Source organism: Rugamonas sp. GW822-FHT03B10, from assembly GCF_058801745.1.
This window is the reverse complement of the sequence record NZ_JBXANP010000001.1, coordinates 15386-29753: the sequence shown is the minus strand read 5'-3', so window position 1 is coordinate 29753 and position 14368 is coordinate 15386. Positions and strand designations below refer to the sequence as shown.

The 14368-nt window shown below is 68.7% G+C and carries 12 protein-coding genes; 1 reads left to right on the top strand and 11 read right to left on the bottom strand.

Annotation, left to right across the window (positions count from 1 at the left end):
• Positions 1–10: 10 nt before the first annotated feature.
• The 11 genes from ccoP to AC1RQG_RS00080 form a co-directional block, all read right to left on the bottom strand.
• On the bottom strand, positions 11–982 hold the full coding sequence (gene ccoP, locus AC1RQG_RS00130; RefSeq protein ID WP_493127093.1) for a cytochrome-c oxidase, cbb3-type subunit III: 972 nt from the start codon (positions 980–982) through the stop codon (positions 11–13).
• A complete protein-coding gene (locus AC1RQG_RS00125) occupies positions 975–1142 on the bottom strand; it encodes a cbb3-type cytochrome oxidase subunit 3 (RefSeq protein ID WP_493127091.1) in 168 nt (55 codons plus the stop codon). The genes ccoP and AC1RQG_RS00125 overlap by 8 nt, the downstream gene beginning before the upstream one ends.
• 2 nt (positions 1143–1144) lie before the next feature.
• A complete protein-coding gene (gene ccoO / locus AC1RQG_RS00120; protein WP_493127089.1) occupies positions 1145–1759 on the bottom strand; it encodes a cytochrome-c oxidase, cbb3-type subunit II in 615 nt (204 codons plus the stop codon).
• 15 nt (positions 1760–1774) lie between these two features.
• Positions 1775–3202, bottom strand: a complete 1428-nt coding sequence (gene ccoN, locus AC1RQG_RS00115) for a cytochrome-c oxidase, cbb3-type subunit I (protein ID WP_493127087.1) — start codon at positions 3200–3202, stop codon at positions 1775–1777.
• A gap of 123 nt (positions 3203–3325) precedes the next feature.
• On the bottom strand, positions 3326–3499 hold the full coding sequence (ccoS, locus tag AC1RQG_RS00110) for a cbb3-type cytochrome oxidase assembly protein CcoS (protein ID WP_493127085.1): 174 nt from the start codon (positions 3497–3499) through the stop codon (positions 3326–3328).
• Positions 3500–3529: 30 nt separating this feature from the next.
• Complete coding sequence (locus AC1RQG_RS00105; RefSeq protein WP_493127084.1) at positions 3530–6046, bottom strand: heavy metal translocating P-type ATPase; 2517 nt, start codon at positions 6044–6046, stop codon at positions 3530–3532.
• Positions 6047–6069: 23 nt separating this feature from the next.
• Entirely contained in the window at positions 6070–6834 is a 765-nt protein-coding gene (locus AC1RQG_RS00100; protein ID WP_493127082.1) for a sulfite exporter TauE/SafE family protein, read from the bottom strand.
• 10 nt (positions 6835–6844) lie between these two features.
• Positions 6845–8293: an oxygen-independent coproporphyrinogen III oxidase gene (gene hemN, locus AC1RQG_RS00095; RefSeq protein ID WP_493127079.1), complete on the bottom strand. Its 1449-nt coding sequence runs from the start codon at positions 8291–8293 to the stop codon at positions 6845–6847.
• A 45-nt stretch (positions 8294–8338) separates the two neighbouring features.
• A complete protein-coding gene (locus AC1RQG_RS00090; RefSeq protein WP_493127077.1) occupies positions 8339–10003 on the bottom strand; it encodes a methyl-accepting chemotaxis protein in 1665 nt (554 codons plus the stop codon).
• Between the two features lie 221 nt (positions 10004–10224).
• On the bottom strand, positions 10225–12333 hold the full coding sequence (locus AC1RQG_RS00085) for an EAL domain-containing protein (RefSeq protein WP_493127075.1): 2109 nt from the start codon (positions 12331–12333) through the stop codon (positions 10225–10227).
• A 134-nt stretch (positions 12334–12467) separates the two neighbouring features.
• A complete protein-coding gene (locus tag AC1RQG_RS00080; protein ID WP_493127073.1) occupies positions 12468–13403 on the bottom strand; it encodes a DUF808 domain-containing protein in 936 nt (311 codons plus the stop codon).
• Between the two features lie 191 nt (positions 13404–13594).
• Between AC1RQG_RS00080 and AC1RQG_RS00075 the strand changes: the two genes are divergently transcribed.
• Positions 13595–14245, top strand: coding sequence for a LysE family transporter (locus AC1RQG_RS00075; protein ID WP_493127071.1), 651 nt, complete (start codon positions 13595–13597; stop codon positions 14243–14245).
• Positions 14246–14368: the final 123 nt, after the last annotated feature.

Below are 14368 nucleotides of genomic sequence, written 5' to 3'. Positions count from 1 at the left end.
CATGACTTCTTTACGGCTTGGCGGCAGCGGCTGTGGTGTCGGCGGTGGCCGCCACCTCGGTCGCGCCGGGGGTGTTGGACAGGCTCCAGATGTAGGCCGCCAGCACATGGACCTTGCCTTCGCCGAGGAACTCGCCGAAGGCCGGCATCGTGTTGTTGCGGCCTTTGCGGATGGTTTCCATGACGGTTTCCAGGCTACCACCGTAGAGCCAGATCTTGTCCGTCAGGTTAGGCGTGCCCAAGGCTTGGTTGCCCTTGGCATCGGCGCCATGGCAAGCCATGCACGCGCCGAACTTGGCCTTGCCGAACACGGCCTTGATGGGGTCGGCCGTGGAACCGGACAGGCTCAGCACGTAGTTTGCCACGTTTTCGACATCCTTGTCTCCGCCCAGGGCCGCGCCCATCGGCGGCATCATGCCGTGACGGCCGCCCATGATGGTGGTCTTGATGATCTCGGGCGTGCCGCCGTGCAGCCAGTCCTTGTCGGTCAGGTTGGGGAAGCCCTTGTTGCCGCGGGCGTCCGAGCCATGGCACTGCGCGCAGTAGGTCAGGAACAGGCGCTCGCCCATGGCGTGCGCCTTGGGATCGGCCGCCACGGCCTTCAGGTCCTGCTTCAGGTACTGGTTGAACAGCGGGCCGTAGTCGTTCTCGGCCTGCTTCAGTTCCGCCGCGTGCTGGCCGCCCGAGGTCCAGCCCAGGCTGCCCTTGTAGGTGCCCAGGCCCGGATACAGGAACAGGTAGGCCAGCGCGAAGACGATGGTGATGTAGAACAGGAACATCCACCAGCGCGGCATCGGCGTGTTCAGCTCCGTCAGGTCCTCGTCCCAGATGTGGCCGGTGGTGCCGACCGGACCGTCGTGCTCGTCGCTGGCGCTGGCCTTGATCTTGGACTGCGAGTACAGCAGGATGCCACAGCCGAACACGCCCAGCAGGGTCAGGACGACGATGTAAAAATTCCAGAAACCGCTGGTGAAATCAGACATGGGTATTCTCCTCGTCATCGGCGAACGGCAACTGGGCCGCCGTGGCGAAATCGGATGCGCGGTGGCCGGAATAGGTCCACCACAGGATGCCGACGAAGGTGATGAACGAAATCACCGTCATCACACTGCTGGCGTGGTCAAAAATGGTGTCGAGTGCCATGGTCAGTTCCTCGTCTTGATTGCGGTGCCCAGGCCTTGCAGGTAGGCGATCAGGGCATCTTCTTCGGTCTTGTCCTTCAGCTCGTCCGGCGCGGCGGCGATCTCCGCGTCCGTGTACGGATGGCCGAGCATGCGCAGCGCGCGCATCTTGGGCTGGATCTCCGACGGGTCGAGCTTGTTCTGCGACAGCCACGGGTAGTTCGGCATGTTCGATTCCGGCACCACGTCGCGCGGATTGTTCAGGTGCGTCTTGTGCCATTCGTCGCTGTAGCGGCCGCCCACGCGGGCCAGGTCGGGCCCGGTGCGCTTGGAACCCCACTGGAACGGACGGTCGTACACGTATTCGCCGGCCACCGAGTAGTGGCCATAGCGTTCCGTTTCAGCGCGGAACGGGCGGATCATCTGCGAGTGGCAGTTGTAGCAACCTTCGCGCACATAGATGTCGCGGCCCGTCAGGCGCAGCGCCGAGTAGGGTTTCAGGCCGGCCACCGGCTCGGTGGTCGACTTCTGGAAGAACAGGGGGATGATCTCGACCGCGCCGCCCACGCTGACCACCAGCGTGACCAGGGCGATCAGCAGCCAGGGCTTGGTCTCGATCCATTCATGCGTAAATTTCATTTCTCGGCTCCAGAGTTAGGCGTGCTTGGTGGCCAGCGCGGGGATGCGGGCCACGGCCGTTTCCCGGTTGCGCAGCGTCATGTAGGTGTTGTAACCCATCAGGCACATGCCGGTCAGGTACAACAGGCCGCCGCCGACCCGCACCACGTAGTACGGATAGGTGGCCTTGACGCCTTCCACGAAGGTGTAGGTCAGGGTGCCGTCCGGATTGACAGCGCGCCACATCAGGCCCTGCATCACGCCGGCGATCCACATCGCGGCGATGTACAGCACGATGCCGATGGTGGCGACCCAGAAGTGCACGTCGATCAGCTTGGTGCTCCACATCTTCTGCTGGCCCGACAGGCGCGGCAGCAGGTAGTAGATCGAACCCATGGTGATGAAGCCGACCCAGCCCAGCGCGCCGCCGTGGACGTGGGCGATGCCCCAGTCGGTGTAGTGCGACAGCGAGTTGACGGTCTTGATCGACATCATCGGGCCTTCGAAGGTGGCCATGCCGTAGAACGACAGCGAGACGATCATGAACTTCAGGATCGGGTCGGTGCGTAGCTTGTGCCAGGCGCCCGACAGCGTCATGATGCCGTTGATCATGCCACCCCACGACGGCGCCAGCAGGATCAGCGAGAACACCATGCCCAGCGACTGGGTCCAGTCGGGCAGCGCGGTGTAGTGCAGGTGGTGCGGGCCGGCCCACATGTAGGTGAAGATCAGGGCCCAGAAGTGCACGATCGACAGGCGATACGAGTACACGGGACGCTCGGCCTGCTTGGGGATGAAGTAGTAGACCATGCCCAGGTAGCCGGCCGTGAGGATGAAGCCGACGGCGTTGTGGCCGTACCACCACTGGATCATGGCGTCCTGCACGCCGGCGTAGGCCGAGTAGGACTTGAAGGCCGACACCGGCAGGCTGGCGCCGTTAACGACGTGCAGCAGCGTCACCGCCAGGATGTAGCCGCCGAAGAACCAGTTGGCCACGTAGATGTGCTTGACCTTGCGGGTGATCAGGGTGCCGAAGAACACGGTGGCGTAGGCCACCCAGACGATGGCGATCAGGATCGTGATCGGCCATTCGAGTTCGGCGTATTCCTTGCCGCGGGTCAGGCCCATGGGCAGGGTGATCACGGCCGACAGGATCACGGCTTGCCAGCCCCAGAACGTGAAGGCGGCCAGCTTGTCGGAGAATAAACGCACCTGGCAGGTGCGCTGGACGACGTAGTACGAGGTGGCGAACAGGCCACTGACGCCAAAGGCGAAGATGACGGCGTTGGTGTGGAGCGGGCGCAGCCGTCCATACGTCAGCCAGGGGATGTCCAGGTTCAGAGCCGGCCATGCCAGCTGGGCGGCGATAATGACGCCCACCAGCATGCCCACTATGCCCCAGACTACCGTAGCGACCGCGAATTGCTTCACGACCTTGTAGTTGTAGTTCTGTGCTTGATCCACTTGATGTTCTCCTGAGAACGCTTCGATGATGTGGATCAAAGGGTACGAGGAAGGACTTCAAAAATCTTTGATTTGGATCAAAATTGCCGGAATGAAGGCATGTGGAGACGGGTCGACGAGATTTCAATCACTTTTTTTGTCGGCGGGCGCGGGCGGGCGGTCGTCGTCCTGCAACACGCGCAGGCCGGGGCCGACCAGGTCGTCGAACTGGCCATGGTCGGCGGCCCGGAAGAACAGCCACAGGGCGCCGAACACCAGCAGCACGCTGAGGGGGATGAGCAGGTACAGGGCTTCCATGGTGTCGAATGATTAAGCTTTTAAAAAGGATCAGGCGCGCCGCAGCCGCACCGCGTTCAGCACCACCACCGCCGAGCTGATGGCCATGCCGGCGCCCGACAGCCACGGGTTGAGCCAGCCCAGCGCGGCGGCCGGGATCGCCACCAGATTGTACAGCGTGGCCCAGGCCAGGTTCTGGCGGATCACGGCCATGGTGGCGCGCGCCGTGCGGGCCGTGTCGGCCACCGCGTCGAGCGAGCCCGACAGCAGCACCGCGTCGGCCTGGGCCTGCGCCAGCGCCGCGCCCGAGCCCATCGCGAACGACACGTCGGCCGCGCTCAGCACGGCCGCGTCGTTGATGCCGTCGCCGACCATGGCCACCACGGCGCCACCGGCCTGCAATTTTTGCACGTAAGCCAGCTTGTCGGCCGGCAGGCAGCCGCCCTGCGCCTCGGCGATGCCGAGCGCCTCGGCCACGTGGCGGGTCAGGCCCGGCGTGTCGCCGCTCAGCAGCACCACGGTCTTGCCGGCGGCGCGGAAATAGTCGACCGTGGCGCGCGCGTCCTCGCGCAGCGCGTCCTGCAGCAGGAAGCAGGCCAGCCAGCCCTGGGCGCTGCCGAGGAACACGGCCGTGGTGCCCGGCGCGCCGGCCACCAGCGGGCCGTCGCCGTTGGGACCGGCCAGGCCCGCCACGAAGGCCGCGTTGCCGAGCCGGTAAAGTTGTCCATCGACCATGCCCGCCAAGCCCTGGCCCGGCGTCTCCTCCACCTGCGTGGCGCGCCATGGCGGCGGGTCGTCGGCCGCCGCCGCCAGCGCGCGCGCCAGCGGGTGGGCGCTCGACGCCTCCAGCGCGGCGGCCAGCTGCACGCAGTGGGCGCGGCGGGCGTCGCCGTACAGCAGCACGTCGTGCAGCACCGGCTTGCCCACGGTCAGGGTGCCGGTCTTGTCGAACACGATGTGGGTGGCGCGGTGCAGCGTCTCCAGCGTTTGCGGGCCCACAGCCAGCACGCCGCGCCGCAGCAGCCGGTCGCCGGCCGCCGCCAGCGCCGTCGGCGTGGCCAGCGACAGCGCGCACGGGCACGACACCACCAGCACGGCGATCGCCACCGGCCACGCGCGCGCCGCGTCGTACCAAGTCCAGAAACCGAAACTGAGCAGCGCGAACACCAGCAGCGCCGTCACGAAATGGGCGGCCGCCCGGTCGGCCCACAGCGCGATGCGCGGCTTACCCTGGCCGGCCCGCTCGACCAGCCGGATCAGGTCCGACAAGGTGCTGTCGCGCGCGGTGCGCGTGACGCGCGCCAGCACGGCGCGGCTGGCGTTGATGGCGCCGCCGGGCACGGCCTCGCCCATGCGCTTGAGCTGGGGCGCGCTCTCGCCGGTCAGCAGCGACACGTCGAACGAGGTGTCGGCGTCGAGCAGCACGCAGTCGGCCGCCACCGCCTCGCCCGGCTTGACCAGGATCACGTCGTCCACGGCCAGCGCGGCGGCCGGCACCACGGCCGCGTCCTGCCGCGCCGGATAGCCGGCCACGCGCGTGGCCGATGCCGGCAGCGCGTGGTGCAGCCGCTGCAGCGCGCCGGCCGCCTTGCGCCGCGCCTGCAGTTCCAGGTAGCGGCTGCACAGCAGCAGGAAGATGAACATGGTGACGGAATCGAAATACACTTCGCCCGTGCCGCGCCAGGTGGCCACCAGGCTGGCGCCGAACGCGGCCACGATGCCCAGCGTGACGGGCACGTCCATGCCCGGCACCCTGGCCCGCAGGCTAGCCAGCGCGCCGCGGTAGAACGGCAGCGCCGAATAGCAGACCGCCGGCAGCGTCAGCAGCAGGCTGGCCCAGCGCATCAGGGCCGCCATGGCCGGCTCCAGCGTGCCGTCGTCGCCGGCCAGGTAGGCCGGCGCCACGTACATCATCACCTGCATCATCGACAGGCCGGCCACGAACAGCTGGCGGCCCAGGGTCTTGACGGCGCGCTGCAGCTGCTCGCCGTGGCGGCCGGCCTCGTACGGGTAGGCCGTGTAGCCGACCTCGCGCACGGCCTGCAGGATACTGGCCGGCTCGCACAGCGAGGGGTCCCAGCGCACATGCAGGGTCTCGGTGGCCACGTTCAGGTTCGCTTCGAGCACGCCCGGTTGCTGCTGCAGGCGGCGTTCGATCAGCCACACGCAGGCGGCGCAGCGGATGCCCTCCACCGACAGGGCGGCGGCGCGGCCGTCCTCGCAGTCGGCGAAGCGCGGATCGGCGTTGGTGTAGAGCTGCAGTTCGGGCGGCACCAGTTGCTCGGCGCTGGCGGTGGCGCCGAACGCGGTGCGGTCGTGGTAGTAGGCGCTCTGGCCGATGTCGACGATGGCCTGCGCCACGCTGGCGCAGCCGGGGCAGCACATGGGGCGGTCCACCGCGTCGATGCGCACCGACCAGCGGCCCTCGCGCGGCAGCGGCAGGCCGCAGTGGAAGCAGCCGGCCGGCGCCGTGGACGGGCCCGCGCCAGCGTCCGCGGCGGCGGGCGCCGTGGCCGCGATGGCCGGCAGGGGTGCCGGCGCGGCGCGCCGTTCGGTGTGGGGGTTCATGCGGAGGTTTCCTTGCCGGTTCATCACGGGTGACCCGTCAAGCATAACGCATCGAGCCAGCCCAGCGAAGCGCCATGGCTGGCGCGCACCAGGCCCAGCACGCCGAAGCCGAGCACCAGCAGGCCGCAGGCGATGCGCACCTTGCGTTGTTGCAGGCGGGCCCGCACGCCGGCGCCCATCAGGCCCAGCGTGACCAGCATCGGCAGGGTGCCCAGTCCGAACGCCAGCATGACGGCCGCGCCGTCGAGGGCCGAGCCGCTCAGCAGCGCCGTCAGCAGCACGCTGTAGACCATGCCGCACGGCACCCAGCCCCACAGCCCGCCCAGCGCCAGCGCCTTGAGCTGGCTGTCCATGGGCAGCAGCAGTTTGAGCAGCGGTTGCACGCGGCGCCACACGATCTGGCCCGCGCTCTCGATGTGGGCCAGGCCGCGCCACGCGTCCATCAGGTACAGGCCCAGCGCCACCAGCATCAGGTTGGCCAGCCAGTAGAACGCCAGTTGCAGCGTGGCCAGTCTGGCCAGGCTGGCCGCGCCCTGCGCCAGCCCGCCGGCCAGGGCGCCGGCCACCATGTAGCTGGCGATGCGGCCCGTGTTGTAGGCGGCCACGCGCGCCAGGCGCTGGCCGGCCGGCGCCAGCGCGGCGACCGGGGTGATGGCGATCACGGGGCGGGCCGGCGCGGGCCGGGCCGTGGCCGACAGCGCGCTGACGATGCCGCCGCACATGCCGATGCAATGCACGCTGCCGGCCAGGCCGACGGCGAACACGGACAACAGGTGCGCCCCGTTCATGGCATGCCGCTCAGATGGTGCGCGAGAAGCGCAGCGGCTGGCCCGGCTGCGGCTGCGTGCGCGCCGTGCGCAGGTGGCGGTCGAACACCATGCAGATGTTGCGGATCAGCAGGCGGCCCTTGGGCGTCACGCTCAGCCAGTGCGGCTCCTGCGTGACCAGCCCGTCCTGCTCCAGCGGCGCCAGCGCCTCGAGCTCGGTGGCGAAATAGGTGCGGAAGTCGATCGGGTAGGCTTGCTCGATGGAGTCGATCGACAATTCGAAATTGCACATCAGCATCTGGATGATGATGCGGCGCAGCAGGTCGTCGCTGGTCAGCTTGATGCCGCGCGCCACCGGCAGCTTGCCCTCGTCGAGCTTCTCGTAATAGGCGTCCAGCGTCTTCTCGTTCTGGCTGTAGGTGGCGCCCACGGCGCTGATGGCCGACACGCCGCACGCCACCAGGTCCGACTCGGCGTGCGTGGAGTAGCCCTGGAAGTTGCGGTGCAGCCGGCCCTGGCGCTGGGCCACGGCCAGGTCGTCCGTCGGTTTGGCGAAGTGGTCCATGCCGATGTAGACGTAGCCGGCCGAGCTCAGGCGGCGGATGCACAGGGCCAGCATGTCGAGCTTGACGGCGGCCGGCGGCAGGTCCGCCTCCAGGATGCGGCGCTGCGGCTTGAACAGGTGCGGCATGTGGGCGTAGTTGTACAGCGCGATGCGGTCCGGGCTGGCGGCGATCACCTGCTCCAGCGTGCGCGCCATGCTGTCCATGTTCTGCTTGGGCAGGCCGTAGATCAGGTCGATGCTGATCGAGCGGAAGCCGGCCTCGCGCGCGGCCTGCATCACGGCCAGCGTGTCGGCGGCCGGCTGGATGCGGTTGACGGCCTGCTGCACGTCGGGGTCGAAGTCCTGCACGCCCAGGCTGATGCGGTTGAAGCCCTGCGAGCGCAGCGACTGCACCCGTTCGCGGCTGACCGTGCGCGGGTCGATCTCGATCGAATACTCGCCGATGTCGTCGGGCGCGAACTCGAAGTGGTGGCGCAGATGGGCCATCAGGTCGTCCATCTGGCGGTCGCTCAGGTAGGTCGGCGTGCCGCCGCCGAAGTGCAGCTGCTCGATGTGGTTCATGCCCGAGAACAGCTTGCCCTGCATCTCGATTTCCTGCTTCAGGTAGCTGAGGTAGGTGGCGGCCTTGCTGCGGTCCTTGGTGACGATCTTGTTGCAGCCGCAGTAGTAGCAGATGGTGTCGCAGAACGGGATGTGGATGTACAGCGACAGCGGCCGGCGCCCGCCGCGCATGCGCAGGCCGGCGATGGCTTCCAGGTAGTTGCCGTAGCCGAAGTCCTCGCTGAAGCGGTCGGCCGTCGGATACGAGGTGTAGCGCGGGCCGGACTGGCTCAGCTTGCCGATGATGTCAGCGTCGAACTGCACCGTCGGGAAGAACGCGACGCTGGACGGGGCGTTGGCTGCGGTAGGGGACATGATCATTTCTGCTATCTAACGGTGCGAAGGTACAAGGAATCCGGTTCAGGCCGCCAGGCGCTTGACGTTGCCGTGCTGCGGGGCGACGGCCCGGGCCGGCCGGCTGCCACCGCGCGCCTGACGCAGCGCGTGGCCGAAGTTGAACAGGCTCACGGCCTGGGTCAGCCCGGTCGCCTCCTGGGCCAGGCTGGCGGCGGCGGCGGCGGCCTCCTCGACCAGCGCCGCGTTCTGCTGGGTCACCTGGTCGAGGTGGGCGATGGCCGAGTTGACCTGGTCCACGCCGATGCTCTGCTCGCGCGAGGCGGTCGAGATGTCCTGCATGATGGCCGTCACCTGCTGCACCGACTTGACCACCTGCTCCATGGTCGAGCCGGCCCGGTGCACCTGCACCATGCCGGCGCTGACCTTGCCGACCGACATGTCGATCAGGTTCTTGATGTCCTTGGCGGCCGTGGCGCTGCGCTGGGCCAGGTTGCGCACCTCGCCGGCCACCACGGCGAAGCCGCGGCCCTGCTCGCCGGCGCGGGCCGCCTCGACGGCCGCGTTCAGGGCCAGGATGTTGGTCTGGAAGGCGATGCCCTCGATCAGGCTGATGATGTCGACGATCTTCTTGGACGAGCTGTTGATGTCGTCCATGGTGGCGATCACGTCGGCCACGATCACGCCGCCCTCCTGGGCCACGTTGGACGCGTTGACGGCCAGCGTGTTGGCCTCGACGGAATTGTCGGCGTTCTGCTTGACGGTGGCGGCGAACTGCTCGATGCTGGACGCGGTCTCCTCCAGGCTGGCGGCCTGGGCTTCCGTGCGGCCCGACAGGTCGGCGTTGCCGGCCGCGATCTGGCGCGTGGCCACGGCCATGGTCTCGACGTTCAGGCGCACGTCGCGGATGGTGGCGATCAGGTTGCTGTTCATCTGCTGCAGGGCGCGCAGCAGCTGGCCGACCTCGTCGGTGGAATCGGTGTCGAAGCGCGCCGACAGGTCGCCGGCGGCGATAGCCCGGGCGCCGTGCAGGGCGCGGTTGAGCGGTTGCAGCATGCCGACCCGCAGCGTGTACCAGAGGAACACGTTGACGATCAGGCCGACGAAGGTGGCGCCGAAGATGCCGTAGCTGAGGGCCGTGTTGCGGCCGTCCGAGCCCAGCAGGCTGGCCAGGCAGACGCCGGCCAGCAGCGTGTTGACCAGGCTGGTGCAGGCCCAGATGCGCATGGCCAGCGACAGGTGGCGCACGCGGCCCAGCAGGCTGCCCAGGCCCGGGTACACCACCTCGCCGTGGCGGATCTTGATGCCGGGTTTGTCCTTGGCTTGCTGGCGGATGGCGCGGTAGGCCTGCTCGGCCTTGACCGCCTGTTCGCGCTCGGCCCTCACCCGCACCGACATGTAGCCGATGGTGCGGCCGGCGTCGCGGATCGGGGTGATGTTGGCCTTGACCCAGTAGTAATCGCCGTTCTTGCAGCGGTTCTTGACCAGGCCGGTCCATGGGTAGCCGGCCTTGATCGAGCTCCACAGGTCGGCGAACGCCTCGGGCGGCATGTCCGGATGGCGCACGATGTTCTGCGGCGAGCCGATCAGCTCCTCGGCGGAAAAGCCGCTGACCTCGCAGAAATACGGGTTGACGTAGGTGATATTGCCGTCCAAATCTGTCTTGGACACGATGGCGTGGTCGTCCAGGACTTCCTGTTCGCGGTCGGTGACGGGCAGGTTGGTGCGCATGACGGCTATCTCCAAGGAAAAAAGTCTATTCTTGCTCTATCGCAAGCTATAACGTCAAGTGTAAGGAGTCGGCCACGCAAATTTATTGATTTAGATCAAAAATCTCCAGATTGGGATGAGATAGCCGGCGGCCCCGCCAACGGGCCGCCAGGCCCGTGGCCATGCGGTTTTGGCCGGGCCCGCGGGCGGCCGCGGGCGGCCCGGCTGGCTGTTGCGCCGATTCACGCGCGGCCGGTCGTCAGCGGGCGCAGCCGGCCCACCGCGTAGCCCTGGGCGTAGTCGACGCCGATGGCGCGCACCTGGGCCAGGATGGCGTCGTCCTCCACGCATTCGGCCACCGTGCGGATGCCCATCACGTGGCCGACCTCGTTGATGGCCTTGACCATGGCGCGGTTGATGGCGTTGCTGGCCAGGTCGCGCACGAAGATGCCGTCGATCTTCAGGTAGTCCACCGGCAGCGCCTTCAGGTAGGCGAACGAGGACAGGCCGCTGCCGAAGTCGTCGAGCGAGAAGCTGCAGCCCAGTTCCTTGAGCTTGCGCATGAAATCTTGCGCTTTCGGCAAATTGGCGATGGCGGCCGTCTCCGTGATCTCGAAACAGATGTGCTCGGGCGCGATGGCGTACAGGCTGAACTGCTCGACGATGAAGTCGTGCAGCGCGTCGTCGCCGAGCGAGGTGCCCGACAGGTTGATGGCGTAGCGGCCCGGCTGGCCCTGGATGGCGTCGATGTCGGCCTGGTCCGGCGCCGGGCCGTCGCGCACGCTCTGGATGTGGCGGCACACGGAGCGGATCACCCAGCGGTCGATGTCGAGCATCATGTCGTAGCGCTCGGCGGCCGGGATGAAGGCGCCGGGCAGGATCAGGTGGCCCTTGTGGTCCTGGATGCGCACCAGCACCTCGTCGTGCGGCGTGCCCTGGGCCGTCAGGTCGACGATGGGCTGGGCGTACAGGCGGAAGCGCTGGTGCTCGAACGCCTCCGCCAGGCGCGACACCCACAGCATCTCGCCATGGCGCTCGGTCAGCCGCGCGTCCGACTCCTGGTACAGGTGCACGCGGTTGCGGCCGCGCTCCTTGGCCAGGTAGCAGGCCTGGTCGGCCGCCACCAGCAGCTCGCTGAGCGACTTGCTGTCGTGGTTGATCTCGACCAGGCCGATGCTCACGCCGAGCTCGAAGCTGCGGTTTTCCCACACGAAGCGGAACCCCTTGACCGAGTGGCGCAGATCGTCGGCCACGTGCAGCGCCTGGGGCGGCGGGCAGTGCGGCAGCAGCACGCCGAGCTCGTCGCCGCCGAGCCGGGCCAGGATGTCGGACTCGCGCATCTGGGTCTGCAGCAGCTTGGCCAGCAGTTGCAGCAGCAGGTCGCCGGCGCTGTGGCCGCAGGTGTCGTTGACCACCTTGAACTGGTCCAGGTCCAGGTACAGCAGCGCGTGCACATGGCCCTCCTGCTTGGCGCTGTGCAGCGCGGCGGCCACCTGGGCCTCGAATTCGCGGCGGTTGATCAGGCCCGTGAGCGCGTCGTGCGTGGCCTGCCAGCTGAGCTGGTGCGACAGGTGCCGCTCGTGGCTGACGTCGCGGCACACGACCACGGCCCCCAGCAGCTCGTTCTCGTCGGACCAGATCGGGGCGCACGATTCCTCGACGGCCACGCGCCGTCCTTCGCGCGTGACGAGCAGGCAGTTGTTCGCCGCCGCGACGGTCTGGCGCAGCCGCAGGCATTTCAGCGCCACGTGCTCCTGGGCGGCGCCCGGCAGCTCGTGCGTCAGGCGCAACACCTCCGTGATGGGCGCGCCGCGCGCCATCTCGCTGGTCCAGCCCGTCAATTGCTCGGCCACCCGGTTCAGGTATTGGGTGCGGCCGCCGGCGTCGGTCGTGATCACGCCCTCGCTGATCGAGCGCAGCGTGATCTCGGCCAGTTCGCGCTGCCGCGCCACGTGCCGGGCCTCGGACTTGCGCCGCGAGATGTCCCACATCATCCCCAGCGTGCCGCATGGCTGGCGCGCGGGCGTGAGCCGTATCCTGGCCTTGGCGGCCAGCCAGTGCAGGGTGTGGTCGGGCCACACGACGCGGAACTCCAGTTCATAGCCGTCGCCGCGATCGACGCCGGCCTGCATCGTGCGCCGCACCTTGTCGCGGTCGGCCGGATGCACGGTGGCCAGGAAGTCGCTGTAGGGCTGGGACAGGTCGTCCGGTGGCAGCCCCAGCAGCGAGGGGCCGGGCTGGACCCAGCTGATGGTGCTGTTGAGCACGTCGCCGTCGCGCAGTTCCGTGTCCCACAGGGTCATGTTGGCCGCTTCCAGGGCCAGTTGCAGTCTTTCCTGTTGTGTGTCCATGATGTGCTCCCGTCTCTGGCGGACGTGGGGCGCCCCGCGCGCCGCGCGCGGGCCGGGCGCCGGCCAGCGGCCGTACCCTGATTGGACTATGGCGGACGGCGCGAGTTCCGCCCGCGGCGCGGCGCGTCGCCCGCTCAGCGGCCCGGCAGCAGGCGGCGCAGGCGCCCGGCCAGCCCGGCCACGGCCAGCGCGGCGGCGCCGGCCAGCAGGCCGGCCACCGCGTTGAGCAGGCTGGGGGTGACGGGCGCCAGCGCGGCGCCGGCCAGCGGCACCAGGCCGGCCGTGCGGGCGGCCGCGTCCAGCAGCGCGTGGCTGCCCGGCACGCCGTGCAGCAGGATGCCGCCGCCGACCATGAACATGGCCACGGTGCCGGCCACGGACAGCAGCTTCATCAGGCGCGGCGCGGTGGCCAGCAGCAGGCCGCCCAGCGCCCGCAGGACGGCGCCGCCGCGCTGGCGCAGGTAGAGGCCGGCGTCGTCCAGTTTGACGATGGCCGCCACCAGGCCGTACACGCCCACCGTCATCAGCGCGGCCACGGCGACCAGCACCGCCACCTGCTGGCCGAACGGCGCCCCGGCCACCGTGCCCAGCGCGATCACGATGATCTCGGCCGACAGGATGAAGTCGGTGCGCACGGCGCCGGCGATCTTGTCGCGTTCGAGCGCCACCAGGTCGATGGCCGGATCGCCGACGGCGTCGGCCAGTTGTGCGAGGTGCTGCGTCTGCTCGGCCCGGTGCAGCCAGCTGTGGGCCAGCTTTTCAAAACCCTCGTAGCACAGGTAGGCGCCGCCGGCCATCAGCAGCGGCGTGACGGCCCACGGCGCCAGCGCGCTGATGGCCAGCGCGGCCGGCACCAGGATCGCCTTGTTGCGCAGCGAGCCGCGCGCCACGGCCCACACCACGGGCAGCTCGCGCTCGGCCCGCACGCCGGCCACCTGCTGGGCGTTCAGGGCCAGGTCGTCGCCGAGCACGCCGGCTGTCTTCTTGGCCGCCATCTTGCTCATCAGGGCCACGTCGTCGAGGATGGCGGCGATGTCGTCGAGCAGGGCCAACAGGCTGGCGCCGGCCATGTCAGCAGCCCTCCGTGGGGCGGGCGGGGGAACGGGTGTCGCGCATGGTTGGGGCTCCGGGATGAAAGTCTGGCAATCTTACCTCAGCCGGCGCGGACGGCGGCGGGCCGGAGCCGCTACAATGGCCGTTACCGCGTGGCGCGTCGCCGGCGGGCCGCACCTTCGGTGCGCTGTAATAATGGAGTATCGCCATGAATTTCACCACCTGGATCACGTTCGTCATCGCCGCCGCCATCATCGCCATTTCGCCGGGCTCGGGCGCGGTGCTGTCGATGTCGCACGGCCTGTCGTATGGCGTGCGCAAGACCAGCGGCACCATCCTCGGCCTGCAGGCCGGGCTGCTGCTGGTGCTGTTCATCGCCGGGGCCGGCGTCGGTTCGCTGCTGCTGGCGTCGGAGATCGCGTTCAACGTGGTCAAGACGGTGGGCGCGCTGTACCTGATCTACCTGGGACTGAGCCAGTGGCGCGCCAAGGTCGGGGTGGACGCGAACGCCGTGGCGGCGCAGGCGGTGGCCGTGACGCCGTCGCTGCGCCGGCGCGTGCTGACGGGCTTCCTGACCAACGCCACCAACCCCAAGGGCATCATCTTCATGGTGGCCGTGCTGCCCCAGTTCATCGCGCGCGGCGCGCCGGTGCTGCCGCAGCTGCTGATCCTGGCCGCCACCATGTGCACCATCGACCTGATCGTGATGCACAGCTATGCCTTCCTGGCCTCGTCCATGCAGCGCTTCTTCCGCGACGCGCGCGCCGTGCGCAAGCAGAACCGCTTCTTCGGCGGCCTGCTGATGGCCGTGGGCACGGCGCTGTTCTTCGTCAAGCGCGGGGCGGCGGCGACGGCGTGAGCGCGCCGCATCGTACGAAGATGCAAACATTTGTAACCCCGGTAGTCCCCGCCCGCCGTGCAGCGTTAACTACACAACGATAATCCGGGCCGCCCCCGCGCCGGCGGCCACACGCCAAGGAGC

What these genes read in the sequence shown, in the direction of transcription:
- ccoP (WP_493127093.1), bottom strand. Translation starts at nt 982, where the DNA reads ATGTCTGATTTCACCAGCGGTTTCTGGAATTTTTACATCGTCGTCCTG.
- AC1RQG_RS00125 (WP_493127091.1), bottom strand. Translation starts at nt 1,142, where the DNA reads ATGGCACTCGACACCATTTTTGACCACGCCAGCAGTGTGATGACGGTG.
- ccoO (WP_493127089.1), bottom strand. Translation starts at nt 1,759, where the DNA reads ATGAAATTTACGCATGAATGGATCGAGACCAAGCCCTGGCTGCTGATC.
- ccoS (WP_493127085.1), bottom strand. Translation starts at nt 3,499, where the DNA reads ATGGAAGCCCTGTACCTGCTCATCCCCCTCAGCGTGCTGCTGGTGTTC.
- AC1RQG_RS00105 (WP_493127084.1), bottom strand. Translation starts at nt 6,046, where the DNA reads ATGAACCCCCACACCGAACGGCGCGCCGCGCCGGCACCCCTGCCGGCC.
- AC1RQG_RS00100 (WP_493127082.1), bottom strand. Translation starts at nt 6,834, where the DNA reads ATGAACGGGGCGCACCTGTTGTCCGTGTTCGCCGTCGGCCTGGCCGGC.
- hemN (WP_493127079.1), bottom strand. Translation starts at nt 8,293, where the DNA reads ATGTCCCCTACCGCAGCCAACGCCCCGTCCAGCGTCGCGTTCTTCCCG.
- AC1RQG_RS00090 (WP_493127077.1), bottom strand. Translation starts at nt 10,003, where the DNA reads ATGCGCACCAACCTGCCCGTCACCGACCGCGAACAGGAAGTCCTGGAC.
- AC1RQG_RS00085 (WP_493127075.1), bottom strand. Translation starts at nt 12,333, where the DNA reads ATGGACACACAACAGGAAAGACTGCAACTGGCCCTGGAAGCGGCCAAC.
- AC1RQG_RS00080 (WP_493127073.1), bottom strand. Translation starts at nt 13,403, where the DNA reads ATGGCCGGCGCCAGCCTGTTGGCCCTGCTCGACGACATCGCCGCCATC.
- AC1RQG_RS00075 (WP_493127071.1), top strand. Translation starts at nt 13,595, where the DNA reads ATGAATTTCACCACCTGGATCACGTTCGTCATCGCCGCCGCCATCATC.